This is a genomic window from Stenotrophomonas sp. YJH_SMC_8, from assembly GCF_059371315.1.
Map to the genome: position 1 here is coordinate 32,127 of NZ_JCAFUL010000018.1, position 24,553 is coordinate 56,679.

Sequence of the window (24,553 nt, forward strand, 5' to 3'; positions counted from 1 at the left end):
CGGAAAAAAAGCGCATCCAAACAGCCCTGCGGGTGGCTGGTCGGAGATTTATCTGGGGTTCCCTACCGCTTGGCTGAAGGCAGCCATAACGGTTAACACTAGATTAACACGCTACGCCATCAATGTGACGGTTGTGCGACAAACGGCACCGGATCGCAACGCAATCGTGACGGGTTCTTCACTCCGCCTTTCCCCGGGACTCACTCGCCGGGGAATGCCTGGCTGGCATCGAGAATCTGGCCCCGCCAGGCGCTGCCAGCGCTGGACAGCAGGACCACGGCCGCAGCAGCGGCAACCTCCGGGCCCTGCGCGGCCGGGTCCTGGTCGACGGAATAGGCCCGAGCACGCAGCGCTGTGCGCAGGGGGCCCGGATACAGGCCGCTGACCCGCACCGGGCTGCGGCCGAGTTCGTCGTGCAGGCTGGTGATCAGCCCGCGCAGGCCATGCTGGGCCACGCCGTACCCACCCCAATAGGCCTGCCCCACCCGTTCGGAGGCATCGACCGCAAACACCAGGGCGGCATCCTCGCGCTGCCGCAGCAGCGGCAGGCAGGCCTGGGCCAGCCACGCCGGAGCAGTCAGGGTGACATGCACCGCACGGGCGAAACTGGCCGGGTCGGCCAGTTCGAACGGGGTCAATCCGGGGAAATGGGCGGCACAGACCAGCACTCCATCCAGCCGCCCCAGCTCGCGCTGCAGGGCCTGGGCCAGTTCGGCATAGTCGTCGGGGCCCGCGCCCTCAAGATCCAGCGGATACAGCAGTGGTTCCGGGCCGACGGCCTGGACCTGGGCATAGACACGGTCCAGGCGGCGCGGCTTGCGCCCCAGCAGGACCACGGTAGCCCCGGCGGCGGCGGCGGCAACGGCTGCCGCACTGCCCAGCCCACCGCCGGCGCCGGCAACCAGCACCACGCGATCCTGCAACGGACGGCCATCGAGCGCCCCGTTGGCCGGTGACGTCGATGGCCAGGCACTCATCCCTGGGTCGCCTCTTCGACGATGCGCTTGAGCTCGCCGGCTTCAAACAGTTCCAGGACGATGTCGCAGCCGCCGATCAGCTCGCCGTTGATGAACAGCTGCGGGAAGGTCGGCAGGTTGGAGAACCGCGGCAGGTTGGCGCGGATCTCGGGTTCTTCCAGCACGTTGACGGTGCGCAGGGTGACCGCGCCGGCTGCCATCAACGCCTGCACGGCGCGGCTGGAGAAGCCGCACATCGGGTATTGCGGGGTGCCCTTCATGAACAGCACGAGCGGGTAACGATCGACCTCGGCCTGGATTTGCTGCATTACCGCCACAACCTCACTCCTTGCTTCGCCGGACAAACCGACCGCGGTGGTCGGCTAGACTGCCCACGGTAGCCGCCATTGTAAGCGGATGGAACCGGCTGCCGCCGCCCCTCTGGCCACGAACCTGTCCATGCCTGTCGAATTGCCTGCCCTGCCCTACCTTTCCGGCTCCCTGCAGCCGCACCTGTCCGCACAGACCCTGGAGCTGCACCACGGCCGCCACCATCGCGCCTACGTGGATGCGGTCAATGCCGGCATCCTCGGCACCGAGTGGGAAGACGCGTCACTGGAGGAGATCGTCCGCCAGGCCCAGGGAAAGCTGTTCGATGCGGCCGCCCAGGCGTGGAACCATGGCTTCTACTGGCAGTGCCTGCGCCCCCGAGGCGGCGGCGAACCGCAGGGCCGCCTGGGCGAGCTGGTCAAGCGCCAGTTCGGCGACGTGCAGCGCCTGCGCGAGGAATTCAACCGCACCGCGCTGGGCCTGTTCGGCTCGGGCTGGGTGTGGCTGGTGCAGCACCCGGGCGGGCAGCTGGGCATCCAGGCGACCCGCAATGCCGGCACGCCGCTGACGGGTGAAAGCACCCCGCTGCTGTGCTGCGATGTCTGGGAGCATGCCTACTACACCGACTACCAGAATGACCGCGCGCGTTATCTGGAGGCGTTCTGGCAGCTGGTCAACTGGGAATTCGCCGAAAGCCAGCTGCGCTGAGGGCATCCGCCGGGCATGGCCCGGCGCTGCCACGCCCGACCCGGTAGCGCCGGGCCATGCCCGGCGACACGATGGACTTCACGCGCTCTCGTGCGCGGCCACCGCGTCCATCACCCGCGCCGAATACACCAGCGCCGCACCGGCATTGAGCGACACCGCCACACCGAGTGCCTCGGCGATTTCCTCGCGGCTGGCACCGTGCTTCAGCGCGGCATCCACGTGCACGGTGATGCAGCCGTCGCAGCGGGTGGTGACCGCCACCGCCAACGCGATCAGCTCGCGGGTCTTCGCATCGAGGTGGTTGGTCTGGGCCCCGGCATTGGCCAGCGTGGCGTAGCCCTTCACCGTATCCGGCGAGAGCTTGCCGATCTCGCCGATGCGGCCCTTCAGTTCCTTGCGGTAGGCATTCCAGTCGAGCATGGGGGTGACTCCTGTGAAAGGAGCTCCACGCTACCACCGGGAATGTTGCGCCGATGCCTGCACCGGCGCGCCACACCGTTGCAGCCACACAGGGTAGTGCCGGCCGCTGGCCGGCCCCCTTTGCTCAGCGGTTGCGCAGCGCGTGCACCGCCGGCGCCACCTGCGCCTGGCGATCCAGCTCCAGGCCGACCTGCTCCAGCGCATCGGCCAGCGCGGCAGCCTCGTCATCGCGCAACGTGGCGTGGCCGACCTTGCGACCTTCGCGCGGCTCCTTGCCGTAGTCGTGCCAATGGCCGCTGGCCTGGCCCAGCACCGGCGCGGGGTCCGGCATCGCGCCCAGCCAGTTCAGCATGCAGGCATGGCCGAGCATGCGGGTGCTGCCCAGCGGCAGGCCCAGCACGGCACGCAGATGATTCTCGAACTGCGAGGTCTCGCTGCCTTCGATGGTCCAGTGGCCGGAGTTGTGCACGCGCGGCGCCATCTCGTTGGCCAGCAGTTCGCCATCGCGGCAGAACAGCTCCAGCGCGAACACGCCGACGTACTGCAGGTGCTCGGCAACGCGGCGGGCATAGCCGATCGCGGCCTGCTGCTCGGCATCGGAGAGCACGGCCGGGGCCACGCTGGCCGACAGCACGCCGTCGACATGCCAGTTGCCAGTGACCGGCCAGGCCTCGAAGCTGCCATCGCGGCCACGCACGGCCACCACGCTGACCTCGCGCTGGAACGCCACGAAGCCTTCCAGGATCAGGCCGGTACGCTCGACCTGCGCACCCAGTGCATCCCACGCGGCGTCGATGTCGGCCTCGCTGCGCAGGCGGAACTGGCCCTTGCCGTCGTAACCAAGGCGGCGGGTCTTGAGGATGCACGGCAGACCGAACTCAGCCGCCTTCGCAGCCAGCTCGTCACGGCTGCGGATGTCGGCAAAGGCCGGCAGCGGGATGCCCAACTGCTGGAACAGGGTCTTCTCGCTCAACCGGTCCTGGGCCACCGCCAGCGCAGCCGGCGGCGGATAGACCGGCACGCGGTCGGCCAGGAACTGCGCGCTGTCGGCGGGCACGTTCTCGAAATCGAAGGTGACCACGTCGACCTTGGCAGCGAAGTCCGCCAGTGCCTGGCGGTCATCGAAGGCGCCGACGGTGAGCGGCGCCAGCGGGCCGCTGCAGGCGTCGGCCGCCGGGTCGTACAGCTGGAAGCGCAGCCCCAGCGGCGCACCGGCCAGGACCATCATGCGGGCGAGCTGGCCGCCGCCCAGGATGCCGACGGTCAGGCTCATTGGCGCGGATCGTCGTGGGCCATCACGTCTTCGGTCTGGCGTGCACGGAAGGCGTCGAGCGCCTGGCCGATCGCCGGCTGGTCGCTGGCCAGCATTGCGGCGGCGAACAGCGCGGCGTTGGACGCGCCGGCATTGCCGATGGCGAAGGTGGCGACCGGGATGCCGGCTGGCATCTGCACGATCGACAGCAGCGAGTCCATGCCGTTGAGGGCCTTGGACTGCACCGGCACGCCCAGAACCGGCACGGCGGTCTTGGCGGCGATCATGCCCGGCAGGTGGGCGGCCCCGCCGGCACCGGCGATGATCGCGCGCAGGCCACGCGGGCCCGCCTGCTCGGCGTAACTGAACAACACATCCGGCGTCCGATGCGCGGACACCACCTTCACTTCGAACGGAACACCCAGGGCTTCAAGCTTCTGGGCGGCGTGCTGCATGGTTTCCCAGTCGGAACGGGAACCCATGACGATGCCGACAAGCGGCGCGATCGGGTTGGGGGTCATTGGCCGTCACCTGCCTTAAAGACGTATTCTAGCCGTCTTCCACGCAAGACGAAGAACCATGGATCGCAAGCTGCTCGACCTGCTGGTGTCGCCGGACACCCGCCAGCCCCTGTCCCTGCTGGATGGCAAGGGCCTGGAAGCCCTCAACAAGGCCATTTCCGCCGGCGCGGTGAACAAGGCCGATGGCAACCCGCTGGCGCAGCCGCTGCGCGAAGCGCTGGTCACCCGCGACCGCAAGCAGGTGTTCCGCGTCGACGACGGCATCCCGGTGCTGCTGGCCGAGGAAGCCATCCCGACCGCCCAGATCGCCGACTTCCCGGCCGCATGAGCGCGCTGCCGACGCCGGATGCGGCCGTTGTCGCCGCCGATGTCGCGCGTGCGCTGGCCGAGGACCTGGGCAGCGGCGACGTCACCGCTGCGCTGCTGCCCGACCAGGCCGACAGCGCTTACCTGCTGTGCAAGCAGGACGGAGTGATCGCCGGCCGCCCCTGGTTCGACGCCACCCACCGCGCGCTCGACCCGGACGTGCGCATCGAATGGCGTGTCTCCGAAGGTGACGCAGTCACTGCCGGCACCGTGCTGGCCCTGCTGCACGGGCGCAGCCGCAGCCTGGTCAGTGCCGAGCGCACCTCGCTGAATTTCCTGCAGACGCTGTCCGGAACCGCCACCACGACTGCCCGTTACGTGGCCGCCGTGGCCGGTACCGGTACGCGCATCCTCGACACCCGCAAGACCCTGCCCGGCCTGCGCCTGGCGCAGAAGTACGCAGTGCGCTGCGGCGGCGGCGAGAACCACCGCTTCGGCCTGTACGACACGGTGATGCTGAAGGAAAACCACATCCGTGCCGCCGGTTCGCTGGCCGCGGCCGTGGCCGCCGCACGCCGGCAATGGCCTGGGCTGCCGCTGGTGGTTGAAGTCGAGGATCTGGCGCAGCTGCGCCAGGCGCTGGAAGCCGGTTGCGAACGTATCCTGCTGGATGACTTCAGCCCCGACCTGCGCCGCGAGGCCGTGCGCATCACGGCGGGCCGCATTCCGCTGGAAGTCTCCGGCAGCGTTGGACTGGGTGGCCTGCGTTCGATCGCCGAAGACGGCGTGGACTGCATCTCCATCGGTGGACTGACCAAGCATGTGCAGGCCATCGATCTTTCGTTGAAGCTGGGCCCGCCGCCGGGTTGAGGCCGGACTTGGGGTCAGATCCCTTTTCCATTGGAAAAGGGATCTGACCCCGTTCTCACACCCAGCGTTCACGACGGCGCTGCGACGCTGCGGCCATCCCCCACAGGAGCCGCGCATGCGCCGGATGCTCTTGCCTGCCTGCCTGCTGCTCGCTGCAGCCCCCCTGTCCGCCGCAGCCGCCGAAGCCTGCGATGTACCGCCCCGCTTCGGCCTGAGCCCGTTGGCGGTGGCCATCCGCAATACCGCCTGCAACGAGCACCGGTTGTGGTTCCGACCCTTCATCGATCGTGATGGCCGCGCCGCCAGCCTCAGCGTTACCGAGGCCGAAAGCGATCACCTCGCTGACAATGGACTGATCGCCTGGCAGCGCGTGGCCGGCTACTGGCGCAACAGCGGCACGCTCAATGCGATGGGCAGCATCGCGGGGGCCAGCAGCTGCCTGGCCCCGTTGGGCACGCGCTACACCGACAGTGACTGCCGGGCGTTCCTGATCGACAACCCGTGGTCGGCTGCCTTCATTTCCTGGGTGATGGTGCGCGCCGGTGTTCCGGGCTTCAACACCTCGCCACGCCATATCGACTACATCCGCGCGGCCTACCAGGGCGGCCCATCGGGCGTACCTTACCGGCTGGTCGACCCCGCCACCGCCAAGCCCGCGCCCGGCGACCTGCTGTGCTTCCTGCGTGACCGCAGTACCACGCTCAGCTACAGCGGGCTGGTACAGGCGCTGGGCAATGGCTCGGTGGGCCACTGGAAATCGCATTGCGAAGTAGTGGTGGCGGCCAACCTCGGCGGCGACCAGACGCTGTACCTGGTTGGCGGCAACGTAATGAACACGGTGGCGATGCGGTTGCTGCAGCTTGATCGTACCGGGCTGATCAAGCTGCCACCGGCGCGCGAACGCAACAGCACTGGCATTGACCCCAGCTGCACCCCGGGGCGTGAGGAAGAATGCAGTTTCAACCGCCAGGACTGGGCCGCCCTGCTGCAGCTGACTGCGACCTCACCGCTGGTGATGCCCTCGCCCACTGCCACGCCGTTGCAACCCACGCCGGTGCCGCAACCGACCAGTGCGCCCGCACAGCCGGTGACGGACGAACCTCGACCGACACGCTGATGCCGGCGCTTGATCCAGCGCGCGTTCGCCGCCATCTTTGCGGGATCGAACTCTGACGGCTGACGCCATGCCTACCCTGCTGCTGTTGCTGATTGCCGGCGGAATCATCTACTTCTTCTGGAACGCTGCGCGTTCGGCCGCCGAGCGCGCTGTCGAGCTGGGTCGCAACGCCTGCCGCGCAGCCGATGTGCAATGGCTGGACCAGGCGGTGCACGCCACCGGCCTGCGCCTGTCGCGCGGCGAAGATGGCCGGCTCGGCTTCGAGCGCACCTTCAAGTTCGAGTATTCCTACGATGGCATCGACCGCCACGTCGGGCGCATGGTGCTGCGCGGTGACCAGCTGATCTCGTTCACCGGCCCGGGAGCGGCGCGGATCAGCCAGATCCGGCCGGATGTGGAGGATGCCGAGGATGTGTAAGGACTGAAGGTGTGCCGACCAACGGTCGGCACCCACTCAATCCCTGCACCCACCGGTGAATCCTGCAAAGAAAAACGCCGCCCATCGGGGCGGCGTTGGAAACATTATTTGACCACGCGCAGGTTCGGGCGGCCCTTGGGCGGCGGACTGGCCGGCGGCGTATCGTCCGGCGGCGTACCTTCATCGTGCAGCAGTTCATCACTGGTCGGAGCGGTGTCGTTGCCCGGAATATCGTCCGGCAGCGCCATGCCCTGCCCGGTCTCTCGGGCGTAGACGGCCAGCACGGCGCTGATCGGTACCTGCACCGGATAGCTGGTGCCGGAGAAGCGCGCCGAGAAGCTCACCATCTCGTTGTCGATCATCAGCCGTACGACGGCACGCTCGGCGATGTTGAGCACGACCCGGCCATCCTTGACCGCCGAAGGCGGGACCTGCACGCCGGGTACGCCGGCGTCGACCAGGATGTGCGGGGTCAGCTGGTTGTCGTTGATCCATTCCACCAGCGCCCGCAGCAGGTACGGGCGGTGGCTGGTCATGTGGAAGAAGTCTTCGGTCATGCGTGAAGTGTACGCGCCCGGCGCCCCGCCGGGGCGGATCGCCTGCACGCCGGTCGGCGTGCAGACGGGTAACGCATGGCCGGATCAGACCGGCAGATCGCGCAGCTTCTTTTCCTGGTCGGTCAGGCTGCGGACGAAGCCGGGGTGGCGGAAGATGCGGTTGCCGTAGTCTTCGATCGCCTTGCCGTCCTTCGGCAGCGGCACATCCAGCGACTGCAGGCGCCAGATGATCGGCGCCATCGCGCAGTCGGCCAGGCTCATTTCCGGGTTGAGGAAGAACTTGCTGGCCTTGAACAGCGGCAGCGAGGCGGTCAGCAGTTCCTTCAGGCGCTTGCGCCCGGCCTCGGCCTGGGTCTTGTTACCCAGCTGGATGGCCTGCACCTGCGGCACCCAGTCGTGCTCGATGCGCAGCATCGCCAGGCGAATGCGTGCGCGTGAGAGCGGATCAACCGGCATCAGTGGCGGATGCGGATAACGCTCATCCAGGTACTCGCTGACCACCGATGCGGCGTACAGCACCAGCTCGCGCTCGACCAGGGTCGGCACCGAATGGTACGGATTGAGGTCGATCAGGTCTTCAGGCGGGTTCTGCGGATCGACCGGAACGAAGTCGAACGTGACCCCCTTGGCCGCCAGCACCAGGCGTACACGGTGGCACAGCACATCGTCGTTCGAGGAAAACAGCGTCAGTGTATTGCGCATGCGTACGCTCGCCGCCATCAAAGGCTCTCCCACGACAGGAGACCGCCTGCCGCATCGGCGCCGCCGGCACCGTGCCAGCGATCGACTCCTCCCCGAGTGTGCAACCGACCATCACAAAAGCCAATAGGCCCGTGCGATGGTCGGCGGCAGAATCAGTGAACGTCCTTCCAGTATTCCTTCTTCAGCAGGTACAGCAGGAAGGTCAGCAGGGCCAGGAACAGGATCACCCACACGCCCAGCTGCTGGCGCTTGAGCGCGGCCGGTTCACCGGCATATTCGAGGAAGTTGGTGATGTCCCGCACCGCCTGGTCGTACTGCCCGGCATCGACCGAACCCGGTGTTTCGATCTTCAGGCCGGTCACCGGCGGGTCCATCCCCGGCGCTTCAGGCTTGCCATGCACGGCATGCTGCAGGCCCTGCATCTCCCACAGCGGGTTGGGCATGGACGCGTTGGCGAACAGCGCGTTGTTCCAGCCCAGCGGCCGGCTGCTGTCCAGGTAGAACGACTTGAGATAGGTGTAGACCCAGTCGCTGCCGCGCACGCGCGCGATCAGGCTGAGGTCCGGCGGCATCTTGCCGAACCACTTCTCGGCGTTCTCCTTGGGCATCGCCACCGGGATCGGGTCGCCGATCGCCGAGCCGGTGAAGTTGAGGTTGTTCATCACTTCCTCTTCGGAAAGGCCCAGGTCCTGCGCCATCCGCGAATAGCGCAGGTACTTCAGCGCGTGGCAGCCGGAGCAGTAGTTCATGTACAGCTGCGCGCCGCGCTGCAGCGAGGCCCGGTCACCCAGGTCGTTGCCGGCCTGCAGCAGCTTGGTGCCACCTTCGGCGGCGGAGGCCAGGAAACTGCCCAGCATCAGGGCGGCCGTCAGGGCCAGCCGGACCATCCAGCGATCAGTCATGGGTGGTCACCCTCTCCGGTACCGGCTTGGTCTTGTCCAACCGTGTCCATAGCGGCATGGTGATGAAGAACGCGAAGTACAGGAAGGTCAGCACCCGCCCGATGTAGGTCTCATGCACGTCAGTGCCCGGACCGGAGCCGATCACGCCCAGCCACACGAAGCACACCGCCAGCACGCCCAGCATCACCTTCGAGATCCAGCCGCGGTAGCGCACCGACTTCACCCGCGCCTTGTCCAGCCACGGCACCAGGAACAGGATCGCGATGGCCGAGAACATCACCAGCACGCCGCCCAGCTTGTTCGGCACCACACGCAACATCGCGTAGTACGGCGTGTAGTACCAGACCGGCTTGATGTGTTCCGGGGTCACCAGGCGGTTGGCCTCGGTGAAGTTGTCGTGTTCCAGGAACAGGCCACCGAAACCGGGCGCGAAGAAGATGATGAAGGCGGCGATGATCAGCAGGAAGCCGGCGCCGACGCCATCCTTGAGCGTGTAGTACGGGTGGAACGGAATGCCGTCGGCCGGTGCGTTCGGCGACCAGCGGTTGCCCCTCGGCCCCTTCTTGATCTCCACGCCATCGGGGTTGTTCGAACCCACTTCGTGCAGTGCGCCCAGGTGCAGTACCACCAGCAGCAACAGCACCAGCGGCAATGCGATGACATGCAGCGCGAAGAAGCGGTTGAGCGTGGCGTCACTGGGCAGGTAATCGCCCATGATCCACTCGGTCAGGCCGTTGCCGATCACCGGTATCGCGCCGAACAGCGAGATGATCACCTTGGCGCCCCAGAACGACATCTGGCCCCACGGCAGCACGTAGCCCATGAAGGCTTCGGCCATCAGCACCAGGTAGATCAGCATGCCGAGGATCCACACCAGTTCGCGCGGCTTCTGGTAACTGCCGTACAGCAGGCCGCGGAACATGTGCAGGTAGACCACGATGAAGAACAGCGAGGCCCCGGTGGAGTGCATGTAGCGGATCAGCCAGCCCCACTCCACGTCCCGCATGATGTATTCGATGGAACCGAACGCCTCGGCGGCGTTGGTCTTGTAATGCATCGTCAGGAAGATGCCGGTGACGATCTGGTTGACCAGCACCAGCAGCGCCAGCGAGCCGAAGTAGTACCAGATGTTGAAGTTCTTCGGCGCGTAGTACTCGCTGACGTGCTTGCGGTAGACCGGCATCAGGCCGGGCGCACGGGCGTTGACCCAGTCGGCGACGCCGCTGGCGGTACGGCTGAGGATATTGGCCATCAGGCAGCCCCCTGCGGATCGACACCGATGATGATGGTGTTGTCGTCCTGGTAGTGGTGCGCGGGCACCTTCAGGTTGATCGGTGCCGGCACGTCCTTGAAGACGCGGCCGGACATGTCGAAGCGCGACTTGTGGCAGGGGCAGAAGTAGCCGCCCTTCCACTGCGGGTCGTAGGGCTCGGGCCGGATCTCGGCGACCATTTCCGGCGAGCAGCCCAGGTGCGTGCACAGGCCGACCAGCACGGAGATGTCCGGCTTGATCGAGCGCAGCTCGGGGTTCTGCTTCAGCACGTAGTCCGGCTGCTGGTCCTTCTCGCCGGACTCGGGGTCCTTGAGACGGCCATCCAGCCCGTGCAACGCATCGAGGATCGCCTTGGACCGCTTGACGATCCAGATCGGCTGGCCACGCCATTCCACGATCAGGCGTTGGCCTTCCTGCAGGGCGCTGATGTCGGCCACCACCGGTGCGCCGGCAAGCTTGGCGCGGGCACTGGGGTTCCAGGATTTGATGAAAGGAACTGCGGTGAATCCGACGCCGACGGCGCCCACCACGGCTGTGGTGGCAGAAAGAAAACGCCGACGTCCGGTGTTGACTGGATCGTGTACCCCATCGTTGGCCATCCGGCACTCCGATATTGATTAGGTAGCTTTAAGGCTGCCAGCGGATCCGGTGGGGGCCAGAGCCGCATTGAATCATGGGCGAGTGTAGCGGAACCGTCGCGCGCCACACAACGCGGTGCAACAATATTTTGAAGCGCGTGCCGACTAACAGTCGGCACCTACCTGTTCGAGGGGTTGCCGGCCAGCGACCGGCACTACCGGCTGCTTGCCGCTTGGCTCGCCAGGCATGGCCTGGCGCTACTGCTTGCTCAATGCGGTGCGGTAGCGGTCGGCCAGCTGCCCGACCCGGCGCACGTAGTACTGGGTTTCGCTGTAGGGCGGCACGCCACCGTGGCGGTCGACCGCGCCCTCGCCTGCGTTGTAGCCGGCCGCGGCCAGGGTCAGGTCGCCATTGAAGCGCTTCAGCAACCACGCAAGATACTGCACGCCGCCGCGGATGTTCTGCTCGGCGTCATAGGAATCGCTTACGCCGAACCGCGCGGCGGTCGGCGGCATCAGCTGCATCAGGCCCTGTGCACCGGCACGGCTGAGCGCGGTCGGGTTGTAGGCCGACTCGGCATGGATGATGGCGCGCACCACCGCCTCTTCCACGCCGAACTCGCGCGCAGCCGAAGTGATCTCGGCCTGGAAGGCCGAGGTGTTCAGCCGCACCGTGCCGAAGTCCACGCGCGGGGTGACCCCGCAGGCGTAGCAGCGCTCCATGAAGCTGTAGCGGATGGTCCGCACCGGGCCAAGATTGGCCACTTGGGTCGGGCGCGCACTGGTGTAGTGCCGCACGCCGTCCTTCATGAAGGAATAGACCTGGCCACTGACCATGCGCCCGGCGCGCGAGGCCGTCGGTGCCGCGACCGGGGCTGGCGCAGCCGGCGCCGGTGCGACCTGGGGCGGCGCAGCGGCGCTGGCCGCCACAGCGACCGGATTGCGTTCGATGCTGGCGACAGTGGTCGGCGGAGGCTTCGGTGCAGCCACCACCGGGCGCGGTGCCGGGCGGGCGTCACGACTGTAGCTGATGGTGCTGCAGCGCGCGCCGGCCACCCGCTTGCTCACATAACTGGTGACGCCGTCGGCGCCCTGGCACTTGTACAGGGTTCCAGCGCTGGCCGGCGCAGCGGTCAGCGCAGCGATGATGATCGCCGTTGTCCCCAGTATCCCCTTCATGGCGGCGAGTGTCCCAGCTTCGCCCGGGCTTGCCAAGCGATGTGGCTCAGCCTGTGACCGGCGGCACAGCCAGCAGCTGGCCGAGGCCCGCCAGGCGCTGCGCCAGTTCGTCGCGCAGGCCCGGCGGGGTGGTCCAAAGCGCCACAGGTATGCGGTCCAGGCTGAGAATCTGCGCCAGCATCATGCCGCGGCTCTCGGCCCCCATGCGCAGCAGGCAGTGGTCGGGGCCATCCGCTTCCAGTACGCCACACCACGGCGGGATGCGGCCTTCCAGCTCGGAATGGCTGCCGGCCAGGCGGAGGATGGCCTGCAGCGCGAACGGCGCCTGGCTGACCGCCTGCCGCACCATCACGTCCGGGGGCGCTGGCGTGCGCCGATGCAGGCCCCGCTCGGTGCATTCGCGTACCGCACCCATCCGGTCCACGCGCAGGGTGCGCCAGTCCTGGCGTCCCAGGTCCCAGGCCAGCAGGTACCAGCGCCGGCCATAGTTGACCAGATGCTGGGCCTCGACCTCGCGCTGGGTGACCGCGTCCTGCGCGCTGCGGTACTCGAAGGCCAGCCGTGACGCCTGCCGGCAATGCTGCGCCAGCCGGCCAAGCAGGCGCGCATCGGTGGCGGGCAGATCCGACAGGGTGGCGGTGGCGGCATGCACTTCGCCGGCCTGCTGGCGACGGCGGGTGGGCACCAGCGGGTCGAGCTTGGACAGCAGGCCACGCGCGGTGTCATCGATGCCGGCAACGGTGGCCGAGGCCGCGCGCAGCGCGATGGCCAGGGTGGTCGCCTCTTCTTCGTCCAGCAGCATCGGCAGGACCGGTGCACCCGCCCCCAGCTGGTAACCGCCCCCTACCCCGGCCGAGGCCTGCACCGGATAACCCAGTTCGCGCAGTCGCTCGATATCGCGGCGGATGCTGCGCCGGTCCACCCCCATGCGCTCGGCCAGCTCGGCCCCCGACCACTGGCGGCGGGCCTGCAGCAGGGCGATCAGGCGCAGCAGTCGATGGGCGGTATGGCGCATGAAGGATCGAGGACAGAAGTCGTCCGCAATAGTGCCCCAGGATGAGCGCCAGTTCACCACCCACCGCAAGGAGCAATGCCATGACCTCACGCCAGATCACCCTGTACCACGCCGCCCGTTCACGCTCGAGCGGCGCCGTGGCCCTGCTCGAAGCGCTGGGCGCCGACTACCACATGCAGGTGCTGGACCTGAAGGCCGGCGCCAATCTCGCCCCGGCCTACCTGGCCATCAACCCGATGGGCAAGGTGCCGGCCATCGTCCACAACGGCGCGCTGGTGACCGAGCAGGTGGCGATCTACCTGTACCTGGCCGACCTGTACCCGGAAGCCGGGCTGGCGCCGCCGATCGGCGACGCCCTGCGCGGCCCCTACCTGCGCTGGATGGCCTTCTACGGCGCCTGTTTCGAACCGGCGATGATCGACAAGGCGATGCATCGCGAGCCGCCGCCGCGCCTGATGTCGCCGTACAACGATGCCGAGACCGTGCTGCAGGTGATCGAGGCCCAGCTGGCGCGGGGCCCGTACCTGCTCGGCGAGACCATGAGCGCCGCCGACGTGCTGTGGGGCAATGCGCTGGCCTGGACCACCGCCTTCGGCCTGGTACAGCCGGCGCCGGCAACGGCCGACTACATCGCCCGGATGAGCGCGATGACCGCCTTCGACCGTTCGCGGCAGATCGATGCGGAGCTGGCAGCGGCGTAAGGGCGCCCGCCGGGCTTCCTTTGTAGCGCCGAGCCCACGCTCGGCTGGTTTCAGTAGAGCCAGGCCATGCCTGGCTGCCCCATGGGAAGCGGGAAGAGCAGCCGAGCGTGGGCTCGGCTCTACAAGAGCGCGCGGCGCCCGCGCCGGGATGCGGGTAGAATTGCCCGCTTTCCCGCCACCCGAATGGATTAAGCGCCATGACCGGGACGCCAGACGTCTTTCCGCCCGCCACGCCAGGCGGTACCCCGCTCGTTGCCCTGCCCGCCGGTCCGCGCAAGCCCGACCAGGTGAAAGGCAAGCTGTACATCAAGACCCACGGTTGCCAGATGAACGAGTACGACTCGGCCAAGATGGCCGACGTGCTTGCCGCCAGCGATGGCCTGGAACTGACCGACAGCCCGGACGACGCCGACGTCATCCTGGTCAACACCTGCTCCATCCGCGAAAAAGCGCAGGAGAAGGTGTTCAGCCAGCTGGGCGTGTGGAAGGGCCTGAAGAACAAGGGCCGCGAGGTCATCATCGGCGTGGGCGGCTGCGTCGCCTCGCAGGAAGGCGAAGCGATCATCAAGCGCGCGCCGTTCGTCGACCTGGTGTTCGGCCCGCAGACCCTGCATCGCCTGCCGGAACTGATCCGCGCGCGGCGCGAACAGAAGCGCCCGCAGGTGGACATCAGCTTCCCCGAGATCGAGAAGTTCGACCGCCTGCCGGAACCGCGCGCCGATGGCGCCTCGGCGTTCGTGTCGATCATGGAAGGCTGCTCGAAGTACTGCTCGTTCTGCGTGGTCCCCTACACCCGCGGCACCGAAGTCAGCCGCCCGTTCGAGGACGTGGTGGTGGAGGTGGCGCAGCTGGCCGCGCAGGGCGTGCGCGAGATCAACCTGCTTGGCCAGAACGTCAATGCCTATCGCGGCCCCTATGGTGATGGCGAGTTCGCCGACCTCGGCCTGCTGATCCGTACCATCGCCGAGATCGACGGCGTCGGCCGCATCCGCTTCACCACCTCGCACCCGCTGGAGTTCAGCGATTCGCTGATCGATGCGTTCCGCGACGTGCCGCAGCTGGCCAACTTCCTGCACCTGCCGGTACAGGCCGGCAGCGACCGCGTGCTGTCGGCGATGAAGCGTGGCTACACCGCGCTGGAATTCAAGTCGAAGATCCGCAAGCTGCGCGCGGTGCGTCCGGACATCTCGATCAGCTCGGACTTCATCGTCGGCTTCCCCGGCGAGACCGACGCCGACTTCGAGAAGACCATGAAGCTGATCGAGGACATCGGCTTCGACCACAGCTTCTCCTTCATCTATTCGCGCCGCCCGGGCACCCCGGCCGCAGACCTGGAGGACACGATCAGCGATGCCGAAAAGCACGCGCGCCTGTCGCGCCTGCAGGAACGCATCAATGCACACGCCGCGAGCATCTCCGAGAAGATGGTCGGCACCGTGCAGACCGTGCTGGTGGAAGGCCCCTCGCGCAAGAACCCGAACGAGCTGACCGGCAAGACCGAGAACATGCGTTCGGTGAACTTCCCGGCGCCGGCGCGGCTGATCGGCCAGTTCGTGGATGTGGTGATCACCGAAGCACTGACCAATTCGCTGCGTGCGCGGGTGGTGGCGGAGTAAATCCAAGGGTCGGATCCCCGAATGGGGCTCCGACGCGCCCGCCCGATCAATGGGGTCGGATCCCCTGCAGGGATCCGCCCCCTGGCCTCAATCCAGGCGCTTGCGGAAACGCAGGATCGCCAGCGTCATCATCACCACGATGAAGGCCAGCAGTGCCAGTGCGTCGTGCCACAGCTCCCACAGCGAGGCGCCGCGCAGCATGATGCCGCGCACCAGCCGCAGGAAGTGGGTCAGCGGCAGCACTTCGGCCAGCCACTGCACCGGCCGCGGCATGCCGGCGAACGGGAACATGAAGCCGGACAGCAGGATGGACGGCAGGAACAGGAACAACGTCATCTGCATCGCCTGGAACTGCGAGCGCGCGCGCGTGGAGATCAGCAGGCCCAGCGCGAGGTTGGCCAGCACCAGCAGCACCGCGGCCAGGTAGATGTCCAGCAGGCTGCCGCGGATCGGCACCTGGAACAGCCAGGTGCCAAGCACCAGCACCAGCGTAGTCTGCAGCAGGCCAATGGCTGCATAGGGCAGCACCTTGCCGACCATCAGTTCGCTGCGCGATACCGGCGTGGCGATCAGCAGCTCCATGTTGCCGCGCTCGCGTTCGCGCACCACTGCCACCGCCGTGAACATCACCAGGGTCATGGTCAGGATCACCCCGATCAGCCCTGGCACGATGTTCACCGCCGAGCGCCGCTGCGGGTTGTAGAAGCTGGTCACGCTGACCTGTCCACTGGCGACGCTGCCTTCGCGCAGCGGCCGCGTATTGCTGGTCGGGCGCGTATCCAGCGGCACCTGGGCCAGCTGGATCGCCGCGCTCTGCACCACGGTGTCGCTGCCATCGACCAGCACCTGTACCGCTTCGCGCCCATCGAAACGGCGACGCTCGAAATCGGCCGGCACCACGATGCCGACACTGATCTCACCACGGCGAAGTGCCTGCATCAGCTGGTCAGGCGTATAGGCTTCGCTGCGCGGGGTGATCACACCGGTGGCGACCATGTCCTGCACCAGCGCGCGCGAGGCCGCACTGTTGGCCTGGTCGGCGACACCGGCATCGAGGTGGCGCAGGTTGAGGTTGATCGCATAGCCGAACAGCAGCAGCTGCATCACCGGAATGCCGACGATCATCGCCAGCGTGATGCGGTCGCGGCGCAGCTGGCGCAGCTCCTTGAGCATGATCGCCCACAGCCGGCGCAGGTTCATGCCGCCGGCTCCCGGCCACGGCCGCGGGTGGCGGCGACGAACACGTCTTCCAGGTTCGGGGCCACCGCGTCGATGCGGGCCTGCGGATCGGCACTGGCCAATGCGCGCTGCAACGTGGCCATGTCGGCCGCGTCTTCATTGCACAGTACGCGCAGCTGCGTGCCGATCTGCGCCACGCTCAGCACGCCAGGCAGTTCGGCCAGCGCGCGGCTGGCCTGGCGCGGCTGCGAGGATGTCACCTGCAACGTGCGCCCTTGCAGCCGGTCACACAGTTCGGCCGGCGTGCCATCGGCCACCAGCGCGCCACGATCAAGGATCGCCAGCCGGTGGCAGCGCTCGGCCTCATCCATGTAGTGGGTCGAGACCAGCACGGTGGTGCCCGCATCGGCCAGTTCGAACAGTGCCTCCCAGAAGTCGCGGCGCGATTCCGGATCGACCGCGCTGGTCGGCTCGTCCAGGAACAGCAGCTCCGGGGCGTGCACGACTGCACCGGCCAAGGCCAGGCGCTGCTTCTGCCCACCGCTGAGCGTGCCGGCCAACTGCGGCTGCCGGTCCTGCAGCCGGTACTGCTGCAACAGTGCATCGACGCGCTGCCGGGCCTGCACGCGCGGCAGGTCCTGGATGGCAGCGAGGAACTCCAGGTTCTCGCGCACCGAGAGGTCTTCATACAACGAGAACCGCTGGGTCATGTAGCCGATGCGCCGGCGCAGCGCCTCGGCCTGTTCCGGCACGGCCAGGCCGAGCACCTCGATCTGGCCTGCGCTCGGTTCCAGCAGGCCGCACAGCATGCGGATCGTGGTCGACTTGCCCGACCCGTTCGGGCCCAGGAAGCCATACACCTGTCCGCGCGGTACGGTCAGGTCGACGTTGTCCACGGCCAGCAGATCGCCAAAGCGGCGGGTCAGGCCCTGCGCATGCACCGCAATGTTGCCGCCGGTGTTCAGAAGCTCACCTGCACCGGCATTCCCGCCGGCAGCTTCTGCATGTCGGCAGCGTCGTCCACTTCGATCTCGGCCAGGTAGCTCAGCCGAGCGACGTCGTCGCCGGTCAACGCGTAGTACGGCGTAAATGAAGGCTCGCTGCGGATCGAGCGCACATGCCCCTTCAACGCAGCGCCCTGCCCTTCCAGATGCACCTGCGCGGCCTGCCCGACCTTGACCTGCAAGCGCAAGGGCTGCGGCAGGTAGACGCGCGCATAGGGGCGCTCGCCGACCAGCATCACCGCCAGCGGTGCGCCGATCGGCGCCTGGTCGCCCTGCCGGTAGGGCAAGGCGTCGACCACGCCATCACGGGGCGCGCGCAGCTGCAGCTTCTGCAGGTTGACGCCCTGCACCACCTGCTGCGCCTGCGCAGCGTCAGCCGCGGCCTGGCCCTGGGCGATGTCCTGCGCCCGGCTGCCATGCACCAGCTCCAGCCAGGCCTGCTCGGCGGCACGCACGCTGGCCTCGGCATTGCCGGCGGCCGCGCGTGCGCGGTCCAGCTCGGCGGCAGCGATCAGGCGCTGGCGTGCCAGCGGTTGCACCCGGCCGTAGTAGGCACTGGCTTCGGCAGACTGCGCCCGCAACGCGGCCAGCTGTGCCTGGGCCTGAGCGATCTGTTCCTGGCGCGGTCCGATCTTCAGCTCTTCCAGCTGCGCCTGCGCGCGCACCGTGTCGGCCTGGGCGGCGGCAAACTGCGCGTCGCCGCGCGCTGGGTCGAGCTGCATCAGCACCGCACCGGCCTTGACCTGTTGGCCCTCGCGCACCTCCACCGTAGCGATCACCTCGGCCGCCGGCGCCGGCACCGTGATCCGATCCCATTCCAGCGTGCCCAGTGCAACCGGAGGCGCCTGGCCACAGCCTGCCAGCAGGGCAAGGCCTGCCAGTCCGATTCCACGTGTCCAGCTACCGGTGTCCATGCCATCCCCTCCTGCGACGGCGCCACGGTGCCATGCGCCCCGTGCACCCACAATGATTGCAATCAGCCATGGTGTTTTTTTCACCGCCGGCTGCCGGGCCTTTTACCGCAAGGCTCCGCGCCACCTATCCACAGCTTGGTTCAGCATCATTCCACAGCCGGTGTGGAAAACCGGCGGGAGGTGGCCGTGTTGGGTGCCTGGCAGCGGAACATGCGCTGCCGTCACACGGGCCGACCGGCCGTGACGGTTTTTTCACCACCACCTCATGGACCTTGTGGCACAAGCACTGCGAGGGCCTATCCACAGGTTTTCGCGCACCCCGTCCACACCGGATGTGGAAAACCGCGTGTCAGCCCGCTGCTGGCCGTGCGCCCCGTGCGCGCGCTACCCTTGTCTCCCCTGAATACACTGCGGTGGAAGGCGTCCGTCCCACCCCAAGCAATGAAAAGCATCGAGCATCGAGACTTCACCCTGTCGCCGGAAGACAACGAACGGCTGGCCAACCTGTGTGGCCCGTTCGACGGTCATCTGCGGCAGATCGAACTGAAACTCGGCGTGGAAATCGCCAACCGTGGCTTCGTGTTCCGCATCAGCGGGCCGAACGAGGCCATCGTCGAGGCGCAGAAGCTGGTCGAGGCACTGTACGCCGAGACCACCGAGACCACCTTCGACAACCACGCCATCCACCTGCGCCTGGCGCAGGCCAATGTCGAGCAGATCGCCGAGCGCTCCTATGAAGCACAGGAGGTGGCGATCAAGGTCAAGCGCGGCACGGTACGCGGGCGCGGTGCCAACCAGGCCCGCTACCTGCACCAGATCGCTACCCACGACATCAACTTCGGCATCGGGCCGGCCGGCACCGGCAAGACCTTCCTGGCCGTGGCCAGCGCGGTCGAAGCACTGAACGAATCGCGGGTGCAGCGGCTGATCCTGGTCCGCCCCGCAGTGGAAGCCGGCGAGAAGCTGGGCTTCCTGCCCGGCGACCTGAGCCAGAAGGTCGATCCCTACCTGCGACCGCTGTACGACGCCCTGTACGAGATGATGGGCGTGGAGAAGGTGGTCAAGCTGCTGGAAAGGAACGTCATCGAGATCGCGCCGCTGGCCTATATGCGCGGCCGCACGCTCAACGATGCGTTCGTGATCCTGGACGAAGCACAGAACACCACCATCGAGCAGATGAAGATGTTCCTGACCCGCCTGGGCTACGGCTCCACGGCGGTGGTCACCGGTGACCTGACCCAGACCGACCTGCCCAAGCACGTGAAGTCGGGCCTGCGCGATGCCATCGATGTGCTGCGCGACGTGGAGGGTGTCAGCTTCACCTTCTTTGAATCGCGCGACGTGGTCCGCCACCCGCTGGTCGCGCGCATCGTCAGCGCCTACGACCGCCGCGACCTGCATCAGATCCAACCTGGAGCAACTCCATGACCCGTGGTCCCGTGCGACTGGACGTCGCCGTCAGTTATGCCCTGCCGCGTGCCGGCCTGCCGGCGGCAGTGAGCTTCCGCAAGTGGGTGGCTGCCGCGCTGAAGGGCCGCATCCGCGAGGCCGACCTGGCCATCCGCGTGGTCGACGCCAAGGAAGGGCAGTCATTGAACCGCCACTACCGAGGCAAGGACTACGCCACCAACGTGCTCAGCTTCCCGGCCGAAGTGCCTGAAGGCCTGCCCAAGGGCGTCAAGTTCCCGCTGCTCGGCGATCTGGTGATCTGTGCACCGGTCGTGGCCCGCGAGGCCGACGAACAGGGCAAGGCGCTCAATGCCCACTACGCGCACCTGACCGTGCACGGCGTGCTGCACCTGCTCGGCTGGGACCACGAGGACGACAAGGAAGCCGAGGCGATGGAACAGCTGGAACGCGAGATCCTGGCCGAGCTGGGCATCGACGACCCGTACGCGGGCGAGCGCTGACACCGGGCTCTGTTCCGAGCCCACGCACTCACGGAAGAGGAGCGCAGCATGTCCCTGCCCGCACTTGTGCTTGCCGCGCTACTGCAGTCCGGGGCTGGCCTGATGCCCGATCCTGACCGTCCCTCACCGTTCCCCACCAGTAACAGCGAGGCCGACATCACCGCAAAGATCGCCGAACTACGGGCGTTCTTTGGCAGCAACGAGCGCGACACCCGCAATACCGTCGCCACCGCCCAGCAACGGGCGCTGATCGACCGCCTGGAAGCCCGGCACGCGGCCCGCCTGGCCGGCCTCTGGGTGGACAATGCGACGGGCTGGAACGTTGTGGTGCGACTGACAGGCGCCGCACCCGAGGCCGATGAGACACACCCAGGGGCGGATGGCCCGCAACGTGTGCACTACATCACCGGCGCCGCGATGACCGAAGCGGAGATGGAGCGCCGCCTGCATGCACAGCGGGACTGGCTGCGGGCCCAGCTGCCCGACCTGTTCGGCTATAGCCTGGATGTCAAGACCGGGGAGCTGGAGGTGGAACTCCGGGATACCCCAGCCAACCGCGCAACGGCGGCGACCGTGCGCGACCACCTGCAGGTGCAACTGGGCTACCCGGTCAGGCTGCGCTGGTATCCGGCGACATCGCAGCGGCGATCCCCCTGACCAACGTGGCCTGCGGGCGCCGGTCCGCGCGCTGCGCTATTGTTCGCCGCCAGGCATGGGGCGCAAGGAAACCAAGGATGACCTCGGACAACGGCTCGATGATGTTTACGCTCGGCGTGGGTCTTTTCGCCGTGCTGCTGGCGCTTGGCGCCTATGCCGTGCGCCGCATCAGCGCCCGCGACCCCAGCGGCAGGCATTGGCTGCTGCGCAGCCTGGCCCTGCTGTCGCCCCTCTGCCTGCTGACCGGCGCGGCGATCGGCCTGATCGGCCCGCATCTCAATGGCGAGCGGGAACCGGCCCATGCCCCCGGACTGTGGGGGGCGTCGATGATCCTGGTACTGGTGGGCGCGCTGACCCTGCCAGTACTGTGGCGGGTGCTGGTGCACCGGCACGTGGGCCGCCCGGTCAACGCGATGCCGTTCTTCCATGCCAGCCGGACCTCGCTGCTGGTCCTGTTCATGCTGGCCCTGATCTACCTGAAAGCAAGCGGGAAGGCGATGGAGGAGCTGATGCCCTGGCTGACCGGTCCGGGCCTGTGGCCGGCTCTGGTGCGTGCCACCGCGCAAGCCATGCAGATCGCCATGACCTCGGTGGTGCTCACCCTGTCATTGATGGCGATACGGGCCTTGATGATCGCGTTCGCGCGCCGTCTTGTGGCACCGTTCCGGCGCTCGCCAGGTCTATGATGGCGGCCCCCGCCCGCGGAAACCGCCCGTGACGCTGCGCTGCTGCCTGCCCCTGCTGTGTGCCCTCGCCGTTCCCTCTGCCTTCGCGTCCAGCCTGGACCTGCCGGCGCTGATCGAATGCCGTCAGGGTGTGGCCGACCAGGCGGCACTGGCGCCGTTGCTGGCCGACCCGCTCAAAGCCGTGGCGCAGGGCCTGCAGCCCCTGCCGCAGGGCAACCAGTTCATGAGCGAGTTCCGCCTGGCGCAGCCGATCAGCGTGTTCGGCGTGACCACCGAACGGGTGGCGGTGGCCGGCGCCAGCGTCATGGCCGTGCTCGACCAGGCCGACCCGCGACCGCTGGCCAAGCGCCTGGCGCTGGAGACCGGCTACGACCAGGATGGCAAGTTCATGGCCGGCCGCGAGGTGGTCAGCCGCGATGTGACCGACGCGCGGACCGGCGAGGCCCAGATCGAGTCGATCATCCTCAGCGTCTCCACCGTGGCCTCCCACCCCGGCAAGACCCTGGCCGGCTGCACCTACAGCCTGGACTTGCCCGAGGAGGCGGCGGCTCCGGGCGCTGCGGCCCCGGCCACCGGCAGTCACTGACAGGCCGCCACATCCTGCTAGACTTGGGCCAACGCCCGGCCTGCCGGGTGCCTTTTTTCCAGAGATGTCAGAAGACGACAGTAGTAGCTCCCCTGCGGAGCACAGTGAAAAGAAGCGCGGCTGGCTTGAACGCCTGACCTCCGCCTTCTCCGGCGAACCCCATACCCGCGACGAGCTGGTCGCTGTCCTGCACACCGCGCAGGAAGAGGGTCTGATCGCCGCCGATACCCTGAAGATGATGGAAGGCGCCATTTCGGTGGCCGAGCTGACCGTGGGCGACGTGATGATCTCGCGCTCGCAGATGGTCTCGCTGCCGGTCGAAGCGCCCTTCCTGGAACTGATGAAGCAGGTGGTCGAATCCGGCCATTCGCGCTTCCCGGTGCACGGCGAAAACAAGGACGACATCCTCGGCATCCTGCTGGCCAAGGACCTGCTGCGCGGCGTGGTTGCCGACAACGGCCCGGCCAACGTGCGCGAGCTGCTGCGCCCGGCGGTACTGATCCCGGAGGCGAAGAAGCTCAACGTGCTGCTGAAGGAGTTCCGCCTGTCGCGCAACCACATGGCCATCGTGGTGGACGAGTACGGCGGTGTCGCCGGCCTGGTCACCATCGAGGACGTGCTGGAACAGATCGTCGGCGAGATCGATGACGAGCATGACGAGGCCGAGGATCCTTCCGCGCAGATCGCGATCCAGTCCGACGGCCAGTACGTGGTCGACGCGCTGACCCCGATCGGCGACTTCAACGAACGCTTCGGTGCCACCTTCTCCGACGAGGACTACGACACCATCGGTGGCCTGGTCACCGAGGCCGTGGGCCACCTGCCGGAAGTCGGGGACGAACTGGCGCTGGACCGCTTCATGTTCCGCGTGGCCCGCGCCGATGCGCGCCGGGTGCAGGCCTTCCATGTGACCGTGCTGCCGCCGGACGCGCAGGACGACGCTTGAAGCGCCGCGGCCTGATCCTGACGCTGTGGCTGGCACTGTGCGTGCTGGCCATGGCCCTGCCGCTGGCCGCCTTCGCGCAGCCGGCGGCGGCCACGCATGCAGCGCCCATCGCAAGCACCGAGTCGCCTGCGCCTCGCATCGGCGTGGTCACCATGCAACCGGGCACGGTGTTCTTCGAGCGATTCGGCCACGACGCCATCGTCGTGGTCGATCCGCTCAGCGGCGAAGCGACCTCTTACAACTTCGGCTACTTCGATCCGTCCGAAGACGATTTCATCAGCCGCTTCGCACGCGGCGACATGATGTATTACCTGGTGGCGTTGCCGCTGCAGCAGGACCTGTCCTACTACGACGAAACCGGCCGTGGCGCCAGCGTGCAGTGGCTGGACCTGCGCCCCGACCAGGCACGTGCACTGGCCGCCGACCTGGCCGAACGGGCCAAACCGGAAAACGCGCGCTACCACTACGATTACTACACCGCCAACTGCGCCACGATGGTGCGCGACACCGTGGACAAGGCACTGGGTGGCGGCCTGCAGTCGCAGCTGGCCGGCCGCTCGCGCGGCAACACCTACCGCAGCGAATCGGTGCGCCTGGCCTCGCCGGCGCCGTGGATGTGGCTGGGCTTCGACGTCGGCCTGGGGCCGTTCGCCGACCAGCCACTGTCGCGCTGGCAGGAGGCATTCGTGCCGATGCGCCTGGCCGATGCCCTGCGCCAGGCGCGCAACAGCGATGGCCGGCCGCTGGTGCAGTCCGAACAGGAACTGCTGCCGCACCGCATCGCCCCGGAGCCGAAGGAGTTCGCGCGCCGTTGGTGGCCGTGGCTGCTGTGCGGCCTGGTGATCGCCGCCGGCGTGCTGGCGCTGCGTCGCCGTCCGCGCCTGCTGGCCGGGCTGGCGCTGCCGTTCTGGCTGCTGTGTGCCCTGTTCGGTGGCGTGCTGGTGTTCCTGTGGGGCTTCAGCATCCACTACGCCGCGTGGGCCAACCGCAACCTGCTGCTGCTTTCGCCGCTGGCCGTGCTGCTGCTGCCGGGTGCGATCGCGCTGCTGCGCCGGCGCGCGCCGGGCCGCATGTTCAGGGTGGTGCTGTGGCTGCTGGCAGTGCAGGCCGTGGCCGCGCTGGTGCTGCACTGGCTGAGCCTGCAGGCGCAGTACAACGTGCAGTGGATCGTGCTGCTGCTGCCGGTGCACGTCGCCCTGGCGTGGGTGCTGGCACGTCGTCCTCACTTGTCCGAAACACGGCCCTGACGC

General features: G+C 67.7%; 29 protein-coding genes. 14 read left to right on the forward strand and 15 right to left on the reverse strand.

The annotated features are described in order from the left end of the window. Positions 1 to 200: 200 nt before the first annotated feature. Together AC5P88_RS17795 and grxD are read right to left on the reverse strand one after the other, a co-directional pair. The gene (locus tag AC5P88_RS17795) at positions 201 to 977 is read right to left on the reverse strand and encodes an SDR family NAD(P)-dependent oxidoreductase (protein WP_495225642.1); all 777 of its coding nucleotides are present in this window, start codon (positions 975 to 977) and stop codon (positions 201 to 203) included. Continuing rightward, positions 974 to 1,294, reverse strand: coding sequence for a Grx4 family monothiol glutaredoxin (grxD, locus tag AC5P88_RS17800; RefSeq protein ID WP_005408852.1), 321 nt, complete (start codon positions 1,292 to 1,294; stop codon positions 974 to 976). The genes AC5P88_RS17795 and grxD overlap by 4 nt, the downstream gene beginning before the upstream one ends. A gap of 121 nt (positions 1,295 to 1,415) precedes the next feature. Between grxD and AC5P88_RS17805 the strand changes: the two genes are divergently transcribed. After that, positions 1,416 to 1,994: a superoxide dismutase gene (locus AC5P88_RS17805; protein ID WP_049432595.1), complete on the forward strand. Its 579-nt coding sequence runs from the start codon at positions 1,416 to 1,418 to the stop codon at positions 1,992 to 1,994. A 78-nt stretch (positions 1,995 to 2,072) separates the two neighbouring features. On the opposite strand, the gene AC5P88_RS17810 is transcribed toward AC5P88_RS17805, so the two are convergent. From AC5P88_RS17810 to purE, 3 genes are all read right to left on the reverse strand, one after another. After that, positions 2,073 to 2,414 carry a carboxymuconolactone decarboxylase family protein gene (locus AC5P88_RS17810; RefSeq protein ID WP_004152082.1) on the reverse strand — a complete coding sequence of 114 codons (342 nt, stop codon included), beginning with the start codon at positions 2,412 to 2,414 and terminating at the stop codon, positions 2,073 to 2,075. A 124-nt stretch (positions 2,415 to 2,538) separates the two neighbouring features. Further along, positions 2,539 to 3,687: a 5-(carboxyamino)imidazole ribonucleotide synthase gene (locus AC5P88_RS17815; protein ID WP_286075429.1), complete on the reverse strand. Its 1,149-nt coding sequence runs from the start codon at positions 3,685 to 3,687 to the stop codon at positions 2,539 to 2,541. Next, complete coding sequence (gene purE / locus AC5P88_RS17820) at positions 3,684 to 4,187, reverse strand: 5-(carboxyamino)imidazole ribonucleotide mutase (protein ID WP_005412808.1); 504 nt, start codon at positions 4,185 to 4,187, stop codon at positions 3,684 to 3,686. The genes AC5P88_RS17815 and purE overlap by 4 nt, the downstream gene beginning before the upstream one ends. A 58-nt stretch (positions 4,188 to 4,245) precedes the next feature. Between purE and AC5P88_RS17825 the strand changes: the two genes are divergently transcribed. From AC5P88_RS17825 to AC5P88_RS17840, 4 genes are all read left to right on the forward strand, one after another. After that, entirely contained in the window at positions 4,246 to 4,515 is a 270-nt protein-coding gene (locus tag AC5P88_RS17825; RefSeq protein WP_005408847.1) for a Trm112 family protein, read from the forward strand. Continuing rightward, positions 4,512 to 5,363 (forward strand): carboxylating nicotinate-nucleotide diphosphorylase, encoded by an 852-nt coding sequence (gene nadC / locus AC5P88_RS17830; RefSeq protein WP_106549015.1) that lies wholly within the window; start codon positions 4,512 to 4,514, stop codon positions 5,361 to 5,363. The genes AC5P88_RS17825 and nadC overlap by 4 nt, the downstream gene beginning before the upstream one ends. Positions 5,364 to 5,478: 115 nt before the next feature. Further along, positions 5,479 to 6,480, forward strand: coding sequence for a DUF2272 domain-containing protein (locus AC5P88_RS17835; RefSeq protein WP_111112426.1), 1,002 nt, complete (start codon positions 5,479 to 5,481; stop codon positions 6,478 to 6,480). Between the two features lie 67 nt (positions 6,481 to 6,547). Continuing rightward, positions 6,548 to 6,898 (forward strand): DUF3301 domain-containing protein, encoded by a 351-nt coding sequence (locus AC5P88_RS17840; RefSeq protein WP_005415950.1) that lies wholly within the window; start codon positions 6,548 to 6,550, stop codon positions 6,896 to 6,898. Positions 6,899 to 7,002: 104 nt separating this feature from the next. Here the strand turns inward: AC5P88_RS17840 and AC5P88_RS17845 are convergent, their stop codons facing one another. From AC5P88_RS17845 to AC5P88_RS17875, 7 genes are all read right to left on the reverse strand, one after another. Then, complete coding sequence (locus AC5P88_RS17845; RefSeq protein ID WP_049432553.1) at positions 7,003 to 7,455, reverse strand: ClpXP protease specificity-enhancing factor; 453 nt, start codon at positions 7,453 to 7,455, stop codon at positions 7,003 to 7,005. Positions 7,456 to 7,539: 84 nt separating this feature from the next. Next, positions 7,540 to 8,175 carry a glutathione S-transferase N-terminal domain-containing protein gene (locus AC5P88_RS17850; protein ID WP_005408842.1) on the reverse strand — a complete coding sequence of 212 codons (636 nt, stop codon included), beginning with the start codon at positions 8,173 to 8,175 and terminating at the stop codon, positions 7,540 to 7,542. Positions 8,176 to 8,309: 134 nt separating this feature from the next. Further along, complete coding sequence (locus AC5P88_RS17855; RefSeq protein ID WP_495225643.1) at positions 8,310 to 9,059, reverse strand: cytochrome c1; 750 nt, start codon at positions 9,057 to 9,059, stop codon at positions 8,310 to 8,312. After that, positions 9,052 to 10,311, reverse strand: a complete 1,260-nt coding sequence (locus AC5P88_RS17860) for a cytochrome b (RefSeq protein WP_495225644.1) — start codon at positions 10,309 to 10,311, stop codon at positions 9,052 to 9,054. The genes AC5P88_RS17855 and AC5P88_RS17860 overlap by 8 nt, the downstream gene beginning before the upstream one ends. After that, a complete protein-coding gene (petA, locus tag AC5P88_RS17865; RefSeq protein ID WP_004151998.1) occupies positions 10,311 to 10,931 on the reverse strand; it encodes a ubiquinol-cytochrome c reductase iron-sulfur subunit in 621 nt (206 codons plus the stop codon). The genes AC5P88_RS17860 and petA overlap by 1 nt, the downstream gene beginning before the upstream one ends. A 237-nt stretch (positions 10,932 to 11,168) precedes the next feature. Then, a complete protein-coding gene (locus AC5P88_RS17870; RefSeq protein ID WP_106549018.1) occupies positions 11,169 to 12,089 on the reverse strand; it encodes a lytic transglycosylase domain-containing protein in 921 nt (306 codons plus the stop codon). Between the two features lie 46 nt (positions 12,090 to 12,135). Further along, positions 12,136 to 13,104, reverse strand: coding sequence for a helix-turn-helix transcriptional regulator (locus tag AC5P88_RS17875; RefSeq protein WP_106549019.1), 969 nt, complete (start codon positions 13,102 to 13,104; stop codon positions 12,136 to 12,138). Between the two features lie 80 nt (positions 13,105 to 13,184). On the opposite strand from AC5P88_RS17875, the gene AC5P88_RS17880 reads away from it, so the two are divergent. Further along, positions 13,185 to 13,805 carry a glutathione S-transferase family protein gene (locus AC5P88_RS17880; RefSeq protein ID WP_495225645.1) on the forward strand — a complete coding sequence of 207 codons (621 nt, stop codon included), beginning with the start codon at positions 13,185 to 13,187 and terminating at the stop codon, positions 13,803 to 13,805. 197 nt (positions 13,806 to 14,002) lie between these two features. Next, positions 14,003 to 15,421, forward strand: coding sequence for a tRNA (N6-isopentenyl adenosine(37)-C2)-methylthiotransferase MiaB (miaB, locus tag AC5P88_RS17885; RefSeq protein WP_495225646.1), 1,419 nt, complete (start codon positions 14,003 to 14,005; stop codon positions 15,419 to 15,421). Positions 15,422 to 15,508: 87 nt separating this feature from the next. On the opposite strand, the gene AC5P88_RS17890 is transcribed toward miaB, so the two are convergent. The 3 genes from AC5P88_RS17890 to AC5P88_RS17900 are packed head-to-tail and all read right to left on the reverse strand — an operon-like array spanning position 15,509 to position 18,518. After that, a complete protein-coding gene (locus AC5P88_RS17890; RefSeq protein ID WP_495225647.1) occupies positions 15,509 to 16,621 on the reverse strand; it encodes an ABC transporter permease in 1,113 nt (370 codons plus the stop codon). Next, entirely contained in the window at positions 16,618 to 17,541 is a 924-nt protein-coding gene (locus tag AC5P88_RS17895) for an ABC transporter ATP-binding protein (protein ID WP_495225648.1), read from the reverse strand. The genes AC5P88_RS17890 and AC5P88_RS17895 overlap by 4 nt, the downstream gene beginning before the upstream one ends. Before the next feature lie 20 nt (positions 17,542 to 17,561). Next, complete coding sequence (locus tag AC5P88_RS17900; protein ID WP_495225649.1) at positions 17,562 to 18,518, reverse strand: HlyD family secretion protein; 957 nt, start codon at positions 18,516 to 18,518, stop codon at positions 17,562 to 17,564. Between the two features lie 441 nt (positions 18,519 to 18,959). Between AC5P88_RS17900 and AC5P88_RS17905 the strand changes: the two genes are divergently transcribed. The 7 genes from AC5P88_RS17905 to AC5P88_RS17935 all read left to right on the forward strand — a co-directional run bounded on the left by AC5P88_RS17905 (position 18,960) and on the right by AC5P88_RS17935 (position 24,550). Beyond that, on the forward strand, positions 18,960 to 19,946 hold the full coding sequence (locus AC5P88_RS17905; RefSeq protein ID WP_106550359.1) for a PhoH family protein: 987 nt from the start codon (positions 18,960 to 18,962) through the stop codon (positions 19,944 to 19,946). After that, positions 19,943 to 20,428, forward strand: coding sequence for an rRNA maturation RNase YbeY (ybeY, locus tag AC5P88_RS17910; RefSeq protein WP_005408831.1), 486 nt, complete (start codon positions 19,943 to 19,945; stop codon positions 20,426 to 20,428). Before AC5P88_RS17905 ends, ybeY begins: the two co-directional genes overlap by 4 nt. A 48-nt stretch (positions 20,429 to 20,476) precedes the next feature. After that, positions 20,477 to 21,085: a hypothetical protein gene (locus tag AC5P88_RS17915; RefSeq protein WP_111112538.1), complete on the forward strand. Its 609-nt coding sequence runs from the start codon at positions 20,477 to 20,479 to the stop codon at positions 21,083 to 21,085. A 77-nt stretch (positions 21,086 to 21,162) separates the two neighbouring features. Then, positions 21,163 to 21,771 carry a hypothetical protein gene (locus tag AC5P88_RS17920; protein ID WP_495225650.1) on the forward strand — a complete coding sequence of 203 codons (609 nt, stop codon included), beginning with the start codon at positions 21,163 to 21,165 and terminating at the stop codon, positions 21,769 to 21,771. A gap of 28 nt (positions 21,772 to 21,799) precedes the next feature. Then, positions 21,800 to 22,357: a hypothetical protein gene (locus AC5P88_RS17925; protein WP_495225651.1), complete on the forward strand. Its 558-nt coding sequence runs from the start codon at positions 21,800 to 21,802 to the stop codon at positions 22,355 to 22,357. A 64-nt stretch (positions 22,358 to 22,421) separates the two neighbouring features. Next, complete coding sequence (locus tag AC5P88_RS17930; protein ID WP_005408827.1) at positions 22,422 to 23,303, forward strand: CorC family transporter; 882 nt, start codon at positions 22,422 to 22,424, stop codon at positions 23,301 to 23,303. Beyond that, complete coding sequence (locus tag AC5P88_RS17935) at positions 23,300 to 24,550, forward strand: lipoprotein N-acyltransferase Lnb domain-containing protein (RefSeq protein ID WP_495225652.1); 1,251 nt, start codon at positions 23,300 to 23,302, stop codon at positions 24,548 to 24,550. The genes AC5P88_RS17930 and AC5P88_RS17935 overlap by 4 nt, the downstream gene beginning before the upstream one ends. Positions 24,551 to 24,553 lie beyond the last annotated feature (3 nt).

Bases quoted from the DNA above. Each gene is read 5' to 3' on its own strand.
- nadC (WP_106549015.1), top strand. From the start codon at position 4,512: ATGAGCGCGCTGCCGACGCCGGATGCGGCCGTTGTCGCCGCCGATGTC.
- AC5P88_RS17835 (WP_111112426.1), top strand. From the start codon at position 5,479: ATGCGCCGGATGCTCTTGCCTGCCTGCCTGCTGCTCGCTGCAGCCCCC.
- AC5P88_RS17890 (WP_495225647.1), bottom strand. From the start codon at position 16,621: ATGAACCTGCGCCGGCTGTGGGCGATCATGCTCAAGGAGCTGCGCCAG.
- AC5P88_RS17855 (WP_495225643.1), bottom strand. From the start codon at position 9,059: ATGACTGATCGCTGGATGGTCCGGCTGGCCCTGACGGCCGCCCTGATG.
- AC5P88_RS17920 (WP_495225650.1), top strand. From the start codon at position 21,163: ATGACCTCGGACAACGGCTCGATGATGTTTACGCTCGGCGTGGGTCTT.
- AC5P88_RS17930 (WP_005408827.1), top strand. From the start codon at position 22,422: ATGTCAGAAGACGACAGTAGTAGCTCCCCTGCGGAGCACAGTGAAAAG.
- AC5P88_RS17915 (WP_111112538.1), top strand. From the start codon at position 20,477: ATGTCCCTGCCCGCACTTGTGCTTGCCGCGCTACTGCAGTCCGGGGCT.
- purE (WP_005412808.1), bottom strand. From the start codon at position 4,187: ATGACCCCCAACCCGATCGCGCCGCTTGTCGGCATCGTCATGGGTTCC.
- ybeY (WP_005408831.1), top strand. From the start codon at position 19,943: ATGACCCGTGGTCCCGTGCGACTGGACGTCGCCGTCAGTTATGCCCTG.
- AC5P88_RS17875 (WP_106549019.1), bottom strand. From the start codon at position 13,104: ATGCGCCATACCGCCCATCGACTGCTGCGCCTGATCGCCCTGCTGCAG.
- AC5P88_RS17805 (WP_049432595.1), top strand. From the start codon at position 1,416: ATGCCTGTCGAATTGCCTGCCCTGCCCTACCTTTCCGGCTCCCTGCAG.
- AC5P88_RS17810 (WP_004152082.1), bottom strand. From the start codon at position 2,414: ATGCTCGACTGGAATGCCTACCGCAAGGAACTGAAGGGCCGCATCGGC.
- petA (WP_004151998.1), bottom strand. From the start codon at position 10,931: ATGGCCAACGATGGGGTACACGATCCAGTCAACACCGGACGTCGGCGT.
- AC5P88_RS17850 (WP_005408842.1), bottom strand. From the start codon at position 8,175: ATGGCGGCGAGCGTACGCATGCGCAATACACTGACGCTGTTTTCCTCG.
- AC5P88_RS17860 (WP_495225644.1), bottom strand. From the start codon at position 10,311: ATGGCCAATATCCTCAGCCGTACCGCCAGCGGCGTCGCCGACTGGGTC.
- AC5P88_RS17870 (WP_106549018.1), bottom strand. From the start codon at position 12,089: ATGAAGGGGATACTGGGGACAACGGCGATCATCATCGCTGCGCTGACC.
- AC5P88_RS17815 (WP_286075429.1), bottom strand. From the start codon at position 3,687: ATGAGCCTGACCGTCGGCATCCTGGGCGGCGGCCAGCTCGCCCGCATG.
- AC5P88_RS17795 (WP_495225642.1), bottom strand. From the start codon at position 977: ATGAGTGCCTGGCCATCGACGTCACCGGCCAACGGGGCGCTCGATGGC.
- AC5P88_RS17905 (WP_106550359.1), top strand. From the start codon at position 18,960: ATGAAAAGCATCGAGCATCGAGACTTCACCCTGTCGCCGGAAGACAAC.
- AC5P88_RS17845 (WP_049432553.1), bottom strand. From the start codon at position 7,455: ATGACCGAAGACTTCTTCCACATGACCAGCCACCGCCCGTACCTGCTG.
- miaB (WP_495225646.1), top strand. From the start codon at position 14,003: ATGACCGGGACGCCAGACGTCTTTCCGCCCGCCACGCCAGGCGGTACC.
- AC5P88_RS17880 (WP_495225645.1), top strand. From the start codon at position 13,185: ATGACCTCACGCCAGATCACCCTGTACCACGCCGCCCGTTCACGCTCG.
- AC5P88_RS17825 (WP_005408847.1), top strand. From the start codon at position 4,246: ATGGATCGCAAGCTGCTCGACCTGCTGGTGTCGCCGGACACCCGCCAG.
- AC5P88_RS17900 (WP_495225649.1), bottom strand. From the start codon at position 18,518: ATGGACACCGGTAGCTGGACACGTGGAATCGGACTGGCAGGCCTTGCC.
- AC5P88_RS17840 (WP_005415950.1), top strand. From the start codon at position 6,548: ATGCCTACCCTGCTGCTGTTGCTGATTGCCGGCGGAATCATCTACTTC.